The following is a 13,084-nucleotide window of genomic DNA, read 5'->3' on the forward strand; positions in this document are numbered from 1 at the left end:
CTCACCGCGGCTCGGGCGGCCGCTGCCGAGGCATGTTCGGCCGCGCACCCCCCGCCGGAGGCACCGCGAACCGTCCGTTGACCCCCACCTCGGCCCCGCGCCCCGGCCCCGGGAACACCACCGTCTGCAACCCCACCGGCGCGGCGCCACCCGCCCGGAACTCCCCCATCCAGTCCGCCGTCTCCACCCGGACCAGTTCCGTCATGTCCTCGGAGAACCTCCGCAGCACGCCGAGGCACCGCTCGGCGGCCTCGCCGGCCGTCCCCTCCGCCGGTCCCAGCACCTCGCGCACGCTCTCCGCCGCCCAGTCGAACTGCAGCGCCTGCAGTCGCCGCTGCACGGCCTGCGCGGTGGCCACGTCCCGCATCCACCCGGACGTCACCCCGAAGTACTTGTCGACGGCCACGCACGCCGCCCCCAGCAGCAGCGCCAGGCACCCCCAGGGCGCGATGCCGCCCGCGACCCCGGTCAGATCCAGCAGGGGCAGTGCGACCCCGGTGACCGCCCCGGCAGCGGCTCCGCAGCGCAGCACCCGCGCGCACCGGCGCTTCCACACCCGGTCCGCGAGATACCAGGCCGCCGTCCGCAGCGCCCCGCGCTCCACCCACCGGTACAGCTCGTCCAGCCGGAGGGCCGGCTCGCCCCAGTCCCCGAGCGGGAAGACCCGCCCGGTCAGATCGCCCGGCCGCAGCCCGGCCGCCGCCTGCTCGCCCCGCCCGTCCTGAGGCGGCCCCTCGGGCTGCATCTCCGGCTGACCCACCCGGCACTCCTCACTGACCACGAATGACCACGTACGGTTCACCCACCGATCACGCTGCGCGATGGACGAAAGCCCGCATCCGGAACGCGCCCGACCCTTCCTACCTCCCAATGGGTGGCGAAGGCGTCGCTTTCGCCTCTTTTCCGCCCGGAAGTATTCCTTGATCAGGTATAGGGCGCGAGGTGGACTCACTCGAAAGAGTGCTGGGGCGACGGCAGCCCCGACCACGTAGGCTCGTGCCGAGCGGGAAAACCCGTACCGAGCAAGGAGCTGATCGTGATCCCCGGTGGTGGCCAGCCCAATATGCAGCAGCTGCTCCAGCAGGCCCAGAAGATGCAACAGGACCTGGCACAGGCGCAGGAGGAACTGGCGCAGACGGAGGTCGACGGGCAGGCGGGCGGCGGTCTGGTGACGGCCACCGTGACCGGCGCCGGCGAACTGCGCGCCCTGAAGATCGACCCGAAGGCGGTGGACCCGGACGACACCGAGACCCTCGCCGACCTGGTCGTGGCGGCCGTCCAGGCGGCCAACGAGAACGCGCAGACGCTCCAGCAGCAGAAGCTGGGCCCGCTCGCGCAGGGTCTGGGCGGCGGAGGCATCCCCGGCCTGCCGTTCTGACCCGGCGCACCGCCTTCCTCGGACAGGCGGCAGACAACTACGGTACGTACGGGACGGTGCGTACCGACCCCGAAGACCCAGGAAGGGCAGTCCGTTGTACGAAGGCGTGGTCCAGGACTTGATCGACGAGCTGGGACGGCTGCCCGGCGTCGGTCCGAAGAGCGCCCAGCGGATCGCCTTCCACATCCTCCAGGCGGAACCGACGGACGTGCGGCGTCTCGCGCAGGCGCTGATGGAGGTCAAGGCGAAGGTCCGCTTCTGCGCGACCTGCGGCAACGTCGCACAGGAGGAGCTGTGCAACATCTGCCGCGACACCCGCCGCGACCCGGCCGTCATCTGCGTGGTCGAGGAGCCGAAGGACGTCGTGGCGATCGAGCGGACGCGTGAGTTCCGGGGCCGCTACCACGTCCTGGGCGGCGCGATCAGCCCGATCGACGGGGTGGGCCCCGACGACCTGCGCATCCGGGAGCTCCTGGCCCGGCTCGCCGACGGCACGGTCACCGAGCTCATCCTCGCCACGGACCCGAACCTGGAAGGCGAGGCGACGGCGACGTACCTCGCCCGCATGATCAAGCCCATGGGCCTGAAGGTCACCCGCCTGGCCAGCGGCCTCCCGGTGGGTGGGGACCTGGAATACGCGGACGAGGTCACCCTCGGCCGCGCCTTCGAGGGGAGACGACTCCTAGATGTCTGACGCCACGCTGCACGCGACCGACCACAACCCGGACGACTTCGCGGTCCAGATCGCGGACCAGATCGAGAGCTTCCTGGTCGCCGTCACGGAGGTCGCCAAGGGCGACGAGCCGGAATCGGCCGTGCCCTTCCTCCTCCTGGAGGTGTCCCAGCTCCTCCTGGCCGGTGGCCGGCTCGGCGCGCACGAGGACATCGTGCCCGACGAGCGCTACGAGCCCGACTCGGGCCCCGAGCCGGACGTCGACGAGCTCCGCGAGAACCTGGCCCGCCTGCTGGACCCGATCGACGTCTACTCCGAGGTCTTCGACCCCTACGAGCCCCGCAAGGCCCCGGTCCCGGCCCGCATCTCCGACGACCTCACGGACGTCATCACGGACCTGCGCCACGGCATGGCCCACTACCGGGCCGGCCGCACCTCGGAGGCCCTGTGGTGGTGGCAGTTCTCCTACTTCTCCAACTGGGGCTCCACCGCCTCGGCGAGCCTGCGGGCCCTCCAGTCGGTCCTGGCCCACGTCCGCCTCGACCAGCCCCTGGCCGAACTCGACGGCCTGGACACGGACCAGGGCATGGGCGACGACACGCTGGAGATCGAGGCGGGCCGCGTCATGGCCGAGGAGATCGCCGCACCGCTGGGACTGCGCCCGGCGAAGTAGCCGTGCGGCTCCACGGGTTGACGCCCGGGAGCCGCACGTAGGCTCCGTGCGGCGGCACTTGTGCCTCGGCCGCTCCCGGGAACCCCGTCATCTCTCCGGTCCCGAGGAGCGACGCCGTAGGTCAGAGCCGTACGGCCGTGCCGGTCACGCCGATTCCCGTGTCCGCCTCCGCCGGCACCGTCACGGTGATCGTGCTCGGCCGTCCCATGTCCTCGCCCTGGTGAACGGTGAGCGTGGCCGGAGTGGGGACGAGGCCGAACTCGCGCAGGTAGCCGCCGAACGCGGCCGCCGCCGCTCCCGTCGCCGGGTCCTCGGTCACACCGCCGGGCGGGAACGGGTTGCGGGCGTGGAAGACGGTGGGTGACTCCCGCCAGACCAGGTCGATCGTGGTCCAGTCCCTGCGGGCCATGAGGGCGGTGAGCGCGGCCATGTCGTAGTCCAGGTCCGCCAGCCGGGCCCGGCTCGCGGCGGCGAGGACCGGGTGCCAGGCCCCGGCGAAGGCCACCCGGGGCGGCAGCGCCGGGTCCAGGTCCCCGGCGGACCAGCCCAGGATCGCCAGCAGCTCGGCGAGGTCGGCCTCCTCGACCGGTGCCGAACGCGGCGCGACGCTCACCAGGGTCGCCACGAGGGCGCCGTCCGCGGTCCGGTCCGTGGTGACGGTGACCGGGCCCGCCGCGGTGCGCAGCAGCAGCCGCCCCGTGCCGTGCCGCTCCGCGTGCGCCACGGCCGTGGCGATCGTCGCGTGGCCGCAGAACGGCACCTCCGCGAGCGGGCTGAAGTACCGGACGTCCAGGGGGCCGTCGCCGGACTCCACCACGAACGCCGTCTCCGAGTAGCCGACTTCGGCCGCCGTCGCCAGCATCACCGCGTCGTCGACCCCGCTCGCGTCGAGCACCACCCCCGCGGGGTTACCGCCCTTGGGATCCGTGCTGAACGCCACGTAGCGCAATATCTCCATGCCCAGACGGTAGCGGCGGGCCTCCCCATCACGCTGTGTGTTTTGGAGTCTCCTTGTACGTCCCCTGTATGCGGGCTGCACGGCCCCTGGCCGGTGTGACGCGAGTCTGGAGTCACTTCCCCCGCAGCCGACGCGGAGGCAAGCCGACTCCCTTCGATCTCACTGGAGATGTCATGAACTCTCACCCCGCCCGCCGGCGCATAGCCGTCGCCGCCGCCACCGCGGTCCTGGCCGCCGGCACCTTCGCCCTCGGTGCCGGGGTCGCCGGAGCCGACGCCGGGAGCAGGGCCGGGAAGCACGCCAAGCCGGTGACCAAGGCGCAGGTGCTCGGGCTGTTCGACAACTGGAACGCCGCGCTGCAGACCGGAGACCCGAAGAAGGTCGCCGACCTGTACGCGAAGGACGCGGTCCTGCTGCCGACGGTCTCCAACCAGGTCCGCACGGACAGAGCCGAAATCGTCGACTACTTCGAGCACTTCCTGCGGAACAAGCCGTTCGGCACGAAGGTCGAGTCCGTCGTCAACGTCCTCGACCGCGACACCGTCATCGACACCGGTGTGTACGAGTTCGAGCTCACCGACCACGACACGGGCGCGAAGAGCACGGTCAAGGCCCGCTACACCTACGCCTACGAGAAGCAGCCGAACGGGAAGTGGCTGATCGTGAACCACCACTCCTCGAAGATGCCGCAGGGCTGAACAGGGTCAGCCGCCGCCCCGGTGGGACGCCCGTAGCGTGATCGTCACGCACAGGCCGCCATCCGGAGCGTCGGTCAGCGCCACGGTGCCGCCGTCGTCCGTCGCCAGCTGCTTGACGACGGCGAGACCGAGGCCGGAGCCGGACTTCCCGGTCAGGCCCTGGCCACGCCAGAAACGGTCGAAGGCACGGGACTTCTCGGCGTCCGACATGCCGGGTCCCTCGTCCAGGACCGACACCCCCACCACATCGCCCCGGGGCTCCACCCGCACGGTGATCGTCCCGCCGTCGGGCGAGACCTCCAGGGCGTTGGAGAGCACGTTGTCCAGCATCTGGTCCAGAGCACCGGGGCTGGCCAGCACAGACGGCCGGCCGTCGATACTCCCCCTGAGCGCGATGGTGACTCCGCGCTCGTCGGCGGCCGGCCTCCACACGGCGAGCCGTTCCCGCACGATGTCCATCAGCGGGAGCGGCTCGGCCGCCGTCACCTTCGCCTCGGCCCGGGCCAGCACCAGCAGTCCGCTGACCAGCCGGCTCATCCGCACGACCTCCGCCGTCGCCTGCTCCACGTCCTCCCGTACGAACTCGTCGTCCACCCCGTCGGCGATGTTGTCCAGGGACAGCCGCAGGGCGGTGAGGGGCGTGCGCAGCTGGTGGGAGGCGTCCGCGACGAAGATGCGCTGGGCCGCGATCAGGGTGTCCAGGCGTTCGGCGCCCTGGTTGAGGGTGCGCGCCAGGGTCTGGGTCTCGGGCGGGCCCGTCACGGGGGAGCGGGCGGTCAGATCGCCGTCGCTGAACTTGCTGGCCATGTCGTTGAGCTGGCGCAGCGGCCGGGTCAGACGCCGGGCCACCGCGACGCCGAGCAGGGCTGCCACCCCGAGCACGAGCACGGCGAGGACCGCCCGGAAGCCCCAGATCTTCCACAGCCGGCTGGTCATCTCGTCGGTCGAGTACACGACGCGCACGGCGCCGACGACCCGGTCCGTGCCGGTCGCGCGGGCGGGCACCGTGATCACCAGCTCGGGGCCCCAGATGACGGAGGAGCCCCAGTCGGTCGTGGGTGTGCCCTCCTTCAGGGCCTTGGTGAGTGCCGCGTCCGCCGCCGGCCGCGGCAGGTCCGCCGGGCAGTTCGCGGTGCGGGTCACCTGGATCTCGTCGTCGTAGGCCTTGGCCATCTCCTCCAGGGCCTGGCAGGAGGCGGCCCGGCCGTCGCCCAGCAGCAGGGCCATGGCGTCGGCCTCGCGCAGGACGGCCGACCTGGTGTCACCCCGCAGCTGGTCCGTGAGCGTGAACGCCACCGGCACGGTGAACAGCGCGATGGCGACCGCCACGAGCAGGACGTAGCTGCGGACGAGCTGGCGGATCATGAGACGGCGCCGCTCCCGCCCGCGGCGGTGCTTCCGGTGATCTCCAGCCGGAACCCGACCCCGCGCACCGCCTCGATGGTGATCGCCCCCGCGAGTTTGCGGCGCAGCGCCGCCACGTGCACGTCCAGCGTCTTCGTCGGCCCGAACCAGTTCGCGTCCCAGACCGCTTCCATGATCTGCTCGCGCGACATCAGCGCCCCGGGCTCCTCGGTGAGGAAGGCCAGCAGGTCGTACTCCTTGGGCGCGAGGGCGACCTCCTCGCCGTCCAGGCGCACCCGGGCCGCCTTGCGGTCGATCGTCAGGCGGGTGCCGTAGCGGTCGGGGCCGGCGTCGGGCGCCCCCGCGGGGGTGCGCGGCTGCGTGCGGCGCATGACCGCCCTTATCCGCGCGATGACCTCCCGGACGCCGAACGGCTTGGAGACGTAGTCGTCCGCGCCGAGCTCCAGGCCGACCACCCGGTCCGTCTCGTCGCTGCGGGCGCTGATCACGATGATCGGGACGTCGCCCCGCTCGCGCAGCTCCTTGCAGACGTCGAGGCCGTCGGTGTCGGGCAGGCCGAGATCGAGCAGGACGACGTCGTAGGGACCCTCGTGCGTGAGGGCCGCCTCGCCCGTGTTCACCCACTCGACCTCGAAGCCGTAGCGCTTGAGGCCACGGCGCAGGGACTCGGCGACCGGTTCATCGTCTTCCACCAGGAGTACGCGCACAGCCGAACCCTAGTGCTTGAAAGTTGTCTGACCGGGAGCGCACCGGGTGCGATTGTGACGCCGGGCACTTTCCCGAGTGGCGTGTGCCCAGATGGGCATGAGCGATTCTGGACGGGCGGTCCGAGATCTCACCATGCGATATCGCGGAGGGGTTTTTCGGACGCTCGTTAGACTGAGCCGACCGCGGTACGAATGCGTATGAGCGGACAGAGACGGATTGAGCGAGGAGCGCACGTGGGCCTTGTCGTGCAGAAGTACGGAGGCTCCTCCGTAGCCGATGCCGAGGGCATCAAGCGCGTCGCCAAGCGAATCGTGGAAGCGAAGCAGAACGGCAACCAGGTGGTTGCCGTGGTTTCCGCGATGGGCGACACGACGGACGAGCTGATCGATCTCGCCGAGCAGGTTTCCCCGATGCCTGCCGGGCGCGAGCTCGACATGCTGCTGACCGCCGGAGAGCGGATCTCCATGGCCCTGCTGGCCATGGCGATCAAAAAGCTGGGCCACGAGGCCCAGTCGTTCACCGGCAGCCAGGCGGGTGTCATCACCGACTCGGTCCACAACAAGGCCCGGATCATCGACGTCACGCCGGGCCGGATCAAGACCTCGGTGGACGAGGGCAACATCGCGATCGTGGCCGGTTTCCAGGGCGTCAGCCAGGACACCAAGGACATCACCACGCTCGGCCGCGGCGGCTCCGACACCACGGCGGTGGCTCTCGCCGCCGCCCTCGACGCCGACGTCTGCGAGATCTACACCGACGTCGACGGCGTGTTCACCGCCGACCCGCGCGTGGTGAAGAAGGCCCGGAAGATCGACTGGATCTCCTTCGAGGACATGCTCGAACTGGCGGCATCCGGGTCGAAGGTGCTGCTCCACCGCTGTGTGGAGTACGCCCGCCGGTACAACATCCCGATCCACGTCCGGTCCAGCTTCAGCGGACTTCAGGGCACATGGGTCAGCAGCGAGCCGAAGCAAGGGGTAAAGCAGGTGGAGCAGGCTCTCATCTCCGGTGTCGCGCACGACACCTCCGAGGCCAAGGTCACGGTCGTCGGCGTGCCGGACAAGCCGGGCGAGGCGGCCTCGATCTTCCGCACGATCGCCGACGCCGAGATCAACATCGACATGGTCGTGCAGAACGTGTCCGCCGCCTCCACGGGCCTGACGGACATCTCCTTCACGCTGCCGAAGACCGAGGGCCGCAAGGCCATCGACGCGCTCGAGAAGAACAAGGCCGGCATCGGCTTCGACTCGCTGCGCTACGACGACCAGATCGGCAAGATCTCCCTCGTCGGCGCCGGCATGAAGACCAACCCGGGCGTCACGGCCGACTTCTTCACGGCCCTGTCCGACGCGGGCGTGAACATCGAGCTGATCTCGACCTCCGAGATCCGCATCTCGGTCGTCACCCGCGCCGACGACGTCCCCGAGGCCGTCCGCGCCGTGCACTCCGCCTTCGGGCTCGACTCCGACAGCGACGAGGCCGTCGTCTACGGAGGCACCGGCCGCTGATGGCCGGACCCGACCGAACCGGCCGGTCCGGACGTCCGACGCTCGCCGTGGTGGGAGCGACCGGAGCCGTCGGCACGGTCATGCTCCGGATCCTGTCCCAGCGGGCGGACATCTGGGGCGAGATCCGACTCATCGCCTCCCCGCGCTCGGCCGGCCGCAAGCTGGCCGTGCGCGGCGAGGAGACCGAGGTCGTGGCGCTCAGCGAGGAGGCCTTCGACGGGGTCGACGTCGCCATGTTCGACGTCCCCGACGAGGTCGCCGAGCGGTGGGCGCCCCTGGCCGCCGCCAAGGGCGCGGTGGTGGTCGACAACTCCGGCGTGTTCCGGATGGACTCCGACGTGCCGCTCGTCGTGCCCGAGGTCAACCCGCACGCCGTGCGGATGCGCCCGCGCGGGATCATCGCCAACCCCAGCTGCACGACGCTCTCCATGATCGTGGCCTTGGGCGCACTGCACGCCGAGTTCGGCCTGCGTGAGCTGGTCGCCTCCTCGTACCAGGCCGTCAGCGGCGCCGGGCGAGCCGGTGTGGCGACCCTGCGCCAGCAGATGTCCCTTGTCGCCGGCACGGAGCTGGGCACCCATCCCGGTGACGTGCGCCGGGCCGTGGGGGACAACACCGGCCCGTTCCCGGAGCCGGTCGCGCTGAATGTCGTGCCGTGGGCCGGCACGGCGCGTGAGGACGGCTGGTCGTCGGAGGAGCTGAAGGTGCGGGACGAGTCCCGCAAGATCCTCTGCCTGCCCAACCTTCCCGTGGCCGTCACCTGTGTCCGGGTGCCGGTGATCACCACGCACTCCCTGACCGTGCACGCCCGCTTCGAGGGCGAGGTCACCGTCGACAAGGCCCGCGAGATCCTGGCCACGGCGCCCGGCGTCGTGCTGTTCGACAACCCTGCCGCGGGGGAGTTCCCGACCCCGGCCGACGTGGTCGGCACCGACCCGACCTGGGTCGGGCGGGTCCGGCGGGCGCTGGACGACCCCACGGCGCTCGAACTGTTCGTGTGCGGGGACAACCTGCGCAAGGGTTCCGCCCTCAACACCGCCCAGATCGCCGAGCTGGTCGCCGCCGAGCTGTCCTGAGCCGGTGGCTGCCCGGGTTTTCGTGAAGTTTCGCGGAGCCGTGAAATCCCGGGCCGATGTCATAGGCGGTTTGTAGGATCTGTGTACGACATGTGAGCTGGTCGATGGTCCGGACCACTTGTCCATGGCGCTTCGGCATCAGAGGATTTACCTCCCCGTCCTCCGCAACCGTGCGGAGGGCGGGGAGCGTCTTTGCGGTCGCCCGTCGACCGTGGGAGCGCTTCATCAGGCGTGGGGACGCCTGGAACCGGACGTGGGGACGTCCGTTCACATTTGGACATAGGGGAAGAGCGGGACGCATGAGGGCATTTGATGCACCATCGGATGTGCTGCCTGACGCGGGTAGACCGTCGACGGAGACGGTCGGCGTGAAAGTGACGCCCGGCACGTACAACCCTCACGGGGGTCAGCGTGTCAAACAAGCGTGGCAGAGGTACTCGACTTCAGCGCGGCACGCGGCACGGTCCTTCGACCGCCCCGTCCGGCGGCTCTCCGACCCCGCATGGCCGGTACGCCCGGTGGCATGCCGGTGATCGCGCCCGTGCCCGCAGCGCGGCCGGCCCGCATCCCCAATCAGCGTGACGGCGCAGAGGACGGCGTAGCGGCCGGCACCTCCGTCGACCACCTCACCGAGACCTACCGCGCGCACTACCGCTCGCTGCTGGGTCTCGCCGCCCTCCTCCTCGACGACACGGCCTCCTGCGAGGACGTCGTCCAGGAGGCGTTCATCCGTGTCCACTCCGCCCGCAAGCGGGTCCGCGACCCCGAGAAGACCCTGGCGTACCTGCGCCAGACCGTCGTCAACCTCTCGCGCTCGGCGCTGCGCCGCCGCATACTCGGCCTGAAGCTGCTGTCGAAGCCCATGCCCGACATGGCCAGCGCCGAGGAAGGTGCCTACGACCAGCTGGAGCGCGACTCCCTCATCAAGGCGATGAAGGGGCTGCAGCGCCGCCAGCGCGAGGTGCTGGTGCTGCGCTACTTCGCGGACATGACCGAAGCGCAGGTCGCCGAGACGCTCGGCGTATCGCTGGGCTCGGTCAAGGCGTACGGCTCGCGCGGTATCGCGGCGCTCAGGGTCGCCATGGAGGCGTCGGCATGAGTGACGGCAACGGCGCGGGCGGCAAGGGGCGCGACGGCCCCGAGCCCTTCGAGCGCCTCGACGGGTGGCAGGCGCCGACAAGGCTGCACGGGCAAGATCCGAAGCAATCGCACGCTGGGAACGGAACTGTGAACCACGGCCCCGACGACCAGAGCCCCGACGGGCTCGACTCGGACGAGCTGGACCTGCGCAGGATGCTGCACCAAGTGGTGCAGGAGGTGGAACCGCGCGACGGCACCCTGGACTATCTGCGGAAGGCGGTGCCGCAGCGGCGGACCCGCAAGCGCCAGGCCGTCGTCGGCATGGCCGCCGCCGCGCTCTTCATCGGCACGGCCATCCCCGCCCTCGTCCACGTCTCCAACGCCACCGGCTCCGACGCCAACCCGTCGGTCGCCGGGCACGCCTCCGAGACCCAGGGCGGCGCGAGCGAGGGCAAGGGCCCGGACGGCGGCGAGAGCACCTCGGGCGGCTCCTCCGGCAAGACCGAGGACAAGGACAAGGGCGACAAGAAGGAGACGGACAAGGGCAAGGGATCCGGCGCCTCCACCGGCGCGTCCCAGGGCGCCGACCCCGCCTCCACCACCGCCGCAGGAATCCCGGCGTGCACCCCCGCCCAGCTCGGCCCCGCCGCCGGAAGCAGCAACGCCCCCGACTCCACGGGCGCGGTCTCCGGCTCCTTCCGCGTCACCAACGTCTCCGGCGCGGCCTGCACGGTCACCGGCCCCGGCTCGGTCACCGCGCTGCCGCAGGGCGCGGCCGACATCAGCAAGGTCGGTTCGGCCCGGCACACGGCCGGCGACGCGGCGGCCGGTCTGCTGCCCGACCCGTCCCTGGAGGCCGCCCAGCTGGTGCTCCAGCCGGGCATCGGCTACGACGTGAAGTTCGCCTGGGTCCCCTCCGAGACCTGCCCCACCCCCGGCGGCAGCGTGGGCGGCCCCGACCCCACCCCGGACCCGACCCCGTCGGAGGACCCGGAGACCACGGCCGGCACCTCCACCGGCGGCGACACGGGCGCGGCCCCCCAGCTGGCCACGGAGGACGGCACGGTCGACGGCAGCGTGGCAGTGACGTACACCCCGGCCACGGGCTCGGGCGCGAGCTCGGTGACGGTGTCCAACGCGTGCGCGGGGACGGTGTACTGGACGGGCGTGCTGGCGGGGTCGTAACCGCCTGGTCTCGGGCCGCTGCGGCGATGGGCGGCCCGGGCGAAGACGCCGCTCACTTCACGGCGGCGTCCACAGCGACGGGCTCCTCGTCCGGGACCAGTCCCAGCTCCGCGTCGCGCGCGAACTCCACCTCACGTCGCAGCAACCGGAACCACATGAAGATCACGAACCCCACGAAGGCGAACCACTCGGCGGTGTAACCCAGGTTCTGGAAGGCCTTCAGGTCCAGCCCGGAATCCGGCGGCGCGGCGGCCGGCACCGCCTTCATCCCCGCGTCACCCTTGGACAGGGTGACCCACGCGTCGTACACGTCGTACGGGACCAGATTCACCAACGACGCCGCACTGATCGCCGAGGTCTGCCCGGCCGGCAGTCCGCCCTGGGCACTGACCCCGTTGTCCCCCGGCGTCTCCGACGCCTGCAACGCCCCGGTGATGGTGACCTCACCGGCCGGCGGGGCAGGAACCTTCGCCGTGTCCACTGCCCCGGGCAGCCATCCCCGCACCACCGGCAGCGCCTCACCCGAGTCGGTCCGCAGCAGCGTCAGTACGTAGAAGCCCGGCTTGCCGTCGAGCTCCCGCCCGGGCACCAGTAGCTGTTTGCCGTACGTTCCGCGCGCGGTGACCAGCTTCCCGGACGTGGCCTTGGTCACCGGCAGCATCTCCGTCAGCGGCCGGGGCGCCTCGTGCCGGGCCTCGGAGACCTGCTCGGTCGCGGTGCGATGGTCCTGCACACGGTCCTCGAACCGGCCCAGCTGCCAGGACCCCATGAAGATGCAGAAGGGGATGGACAACAGCACGAAGACGTTGATCCCCCACCATCGGGGCGTCAGCAGAAACCGGTACACACCCCCACGGTACGGGGCTGTCGGGCAGGCCCGGCCCGCGGGGGTCGGCAACGGGCCGGGGCCTCGGGCCGGTTCCGGACGGCGAACCGCTGCCCGCGGTCAGTCCTTACGGGCCCGGATCGAGTACATCAGCGGAATCCGCGGCCGGCCCTGCGGATAGCGGAAGTAGCCGTCCCGCCGCTCGAAGCTCCCGAACCGCCGGAACAGCGACACGTCGTGCTCGTGCAGGAACTCGATCCGCAGCCCGGCCGCCGCGAGCGCCGAGACGACCTCGCCGACCGGATGCTGCCACTCGACCCGCCGGCTGTGCGTGAACTCGGCGCCCTCGGCCGCGTACGACCCCGCCCTCTCCTCGACCCAGGCGTCACGGGCGAAGTAGTCGTACATGATCCGCGTGCCGGTCTCGTCGTCGAGGACATCGGTGAGCGGGTGGAACTCGGCGAGGTAGAGGAACCCCCCGGGCGCCACCAGCGACGCGACGGTCTCCGCCCAGCGCCCGATGTCGGGCAGCCAGCACAGCGCGCCGGCGCCGGTGTACACGATGTCGTACGACGGGTCCGGAACCGCGGCCGCCGCGTCGTACACGTCCGCCGCGACGAACGCCGCACGGTCCGGGCCGAGACCCAGGTCCTGCGCGAGCCCGCGGGCCAGGTCGATCGCCGGTTCGGAGAAGTCGAGGCCGACGACGCGGGCGGCGCCGTGCCGGGCCCAGGACAGCGTGTCGAGGCCGATGTGGCACTGCAGATGCAAAAGAGAGCGGTTGCCGACATCGCCGACCTCGGCCAGCTCGAAGTCGCGCAAGGGGTCATGACCGGCGCGGAAGGCGTCGAGATCGTAGAAATCACCGGCGACGTGCAGCGGCACCCGCTCGTCCCAGTGGGCGCGGTTGGCCTCGTTCCAGTCCGCCGGGGTGGGTGAGTACAAGAGTGCGACTC

General features: G+C 71.2%; 14 protein-coding genes. 8 read left to right on the top strand and 6 right to left on the bottom strand.

The window, feature by feature from the left end:
- Position 1: 1 nt before the first annotated feature.
- Positions 2–760: an SLATT domain-containing protein gene (locus AB0G20_RS07445; protein ID WP_361297201.1), complete on the bottom strand. Its 759-nt coding sequence runs from the start codon at positions 758–760 to the stop codon at positions 2–4.
- Between the two features lie 276 nt (positions 761–1,036).
- On the opposite strand from AB0G20_RS07445, the gene AB0G20_RS07450 reads away from it, so the two are divergent.
- The 3 genes from AB0G20_RS07450 to AB0G20_RS07460 all read left to right on the top strand — a co-directional run bounded on the left by AB0G20_RS07450 (position 1,037) and on the right by AB0G20_RS07460 (position 2,724).
- Positions 1,037–1,378 (top strand): YbaB/EbfC family nucleoid-associated protein, encoded by a 342-nt coding sequence (locus tag AB0G20_RS07450; RefSeq protein WP_361297204.1) that lies wholly within the window; start codon positions 1,037–1,039, stop codon positions 1,376–1,378.
- A 94-nt stretch (positions 1,379–1,472) separates the two neighbouring features.
- Complete coding sequence (recR, locus tag AB0G20_RS07455; RefSeq protein WP_003991835.1) at positions 1,473–2,072, top strand: recombination mediator RecR; 600 nt, start codon at positions 1,473–1,475, stop codon at positions 2,070–2,072.
- Positions 2,065–2,724, top strand: a complete 660-nt coding sequence (locus AB0G20_RS07460; RefSeq protein WP_361297208.1) for a DUF5063 domain-containing protein — start codon at positions 2,065–2,067, stop codon at positions 2,722–2,724. Before recR ends, AB0G20_RS07460 begins: the two co-directional genes overlap by 8 nt.
- A gap of 121 nt (positions 2,725–2,845) precedes the next feature.
- Here AB0G20_RS07460 and AB0G20_RS07465 read toward each other — a convergent pair whose 3' ends face one another.
- Positions 2,846–3,682 (bottom strand): PhzF family phenazine biosynthesis isomerase, encoded by an 837-nt coding sequence (locus AB0G20_RS07465; RefSeq protein ID WP_361297211.1) that lies wholly within the window; start codon positions 3,680–3,682, stop codon positions 2,846–2,848.
- A gap of 173 nt (positions 3,683–3,855) precedes the next feature.
- Between AB0G20_RS07465 and AB0G20_RS07470 the strand changes: the two genes are divergently transcribed.
- Positions 3,856–4,380: an SgcJ/EcaC family oxidoreductase gene (locus AB0G20_RS07470; RefSeq protein WP_361297214.1), complete on the top strand. Its 525-nt coding sequence runs from the start codon at positions 3,856–3,858 to the stop codon at positions 4,378–4,380.
- Positions 4,381–4,386: 6 nt separating this feature from the next.
- Here AB0G20_RS07470 and AB0G20_RS07475 read toward each other — a convergent pair whose 3' ends face one another.
- Positions 4,387–5,745: a HAMP domain-containing sensor histidine kinase gene (locus AB0G20_RS07475; RefSeq protein ID WP_361297217.1), complete on the bottom strand. Its 1,359-nt coding sequence runs from the start codon at positions 5,743–5,745 to the stop codon at positions 4,387–4,389.
- Positions 5,742–6,452 carry a response regulator transcription factor gene (locus AB0G20_RS07480; RefSeq protein WP_361297220.1) on the bottom strand — a complete coding sequence of 237 codons (711 nt, stop codon included), beginning with the start codon at positions 6,450–6,452 and terminating at the stop codon, positions 5,742–5,744. The genes AB0G20_RS07475 and AB0G20_RS07480 overlap by 4 nt, the downstream gene beginning before the upstream one ends.
- A gap of 234 nt (positions 6,453–6,686) precedes the next feature.
- On the opposite strand from AB0G20_RS07480, the gene AB0G20_RS07485 reads away from it, so the two are divergent.
- From AB0G20_RS07485 to AB0G20_RS07500, 4 genes are all read left to right on the top strand, one after another.
- Positions 6,687–7,961, top strand: coding sequence for an aspartate kinase (locus AB0G20_RS07485; protein ID WP_142161325.1), 1,275 nt, complete (start codon positions 6,687–6,689; stop codon positions 7,959–7,961).
- Positions 7,961–9,037 carry an aspartate-semialdehyde dehydrogenase gene (locus tag AB0G20_RS07490; protein WP_361297224.1) on the top strand — a complete coding sequence of 359 codons (1,077 nt, stop codon included), beginning with the start codon at positions 7,961–7,963 and terminating at the stop codon, positions 9,035–9,037. Before AB0G20_RS07485 ends, AB0G20_RS07490 begins: the two co-directional genes overlap by 1 nt.
- A 523-nt stretch (positions 9,038–9,560) precedes the next feature.
- Positions 9,561–10,136, top strand: coding sequence for a SigE family RNA polymerase sigma factor (locus AB0G20_RS07495; RefSeq protein WP_031140479.1), 576 nt, complete (start codon positions 9,561–9,563; stop codon positions 10,134–10,136).
- A complete protein-coding gene (locus AB0G20_RS07500; RefSeq protein ID WP_361297228.1) occupies positions 10,133–11,302 on the top strand; it encodes a hypothetical protein in 1,170 nt (389 codons plus the stop codon). Before AB0G20_RS07495 ends, AB0G20_RS07500 begins: the two co-directional genes overlap by 4 nt.
- 52 nt (positions 11,303–11,354) lie before the next feature.
- Here AB0G20_RS07500 and AB0G20_RS07505 read toward each other — a convergent pair whose 3' ends face one another.
- Together AB0G20_RS07505 and AB0G20_RS07510 are read right to left on the bottom strand one after the other, a co-directional pair.
- Entirely contained in the window at positions 11,355–12,149 is a 795-nt protein-coding gene (locus AB0G20_RS07505; protein WP_361297231.1) for an SURF1 family protein, read from the bottom strand.
- 99 nt (positions 12,150–12,248) lie between these two features.
- Positions 12,249–13,073 (bottom strand): class I SAM-dependent methyltransferase, encoded by an 825-nt coding sequence (locus tag AB0G20_RS07510; protein ID WP_361297234.1) that lies wholly within the window; start codon positions 13,071–13,073, stop codon positions 12,249–12,251.
- Between the last annotated feature and the right edge of the window lie 11 nt (positions 13,074–13,084).

The sequence above is a fragment of the Streptomyces sp. NPDC024017 genome, from assembly GCF_040638895.1.
Classification (GTDB): Bacteria; Actinomycetota; Actinomycetes; order Streptomycetales; family Streptomycetaceae; genus Streptomyces.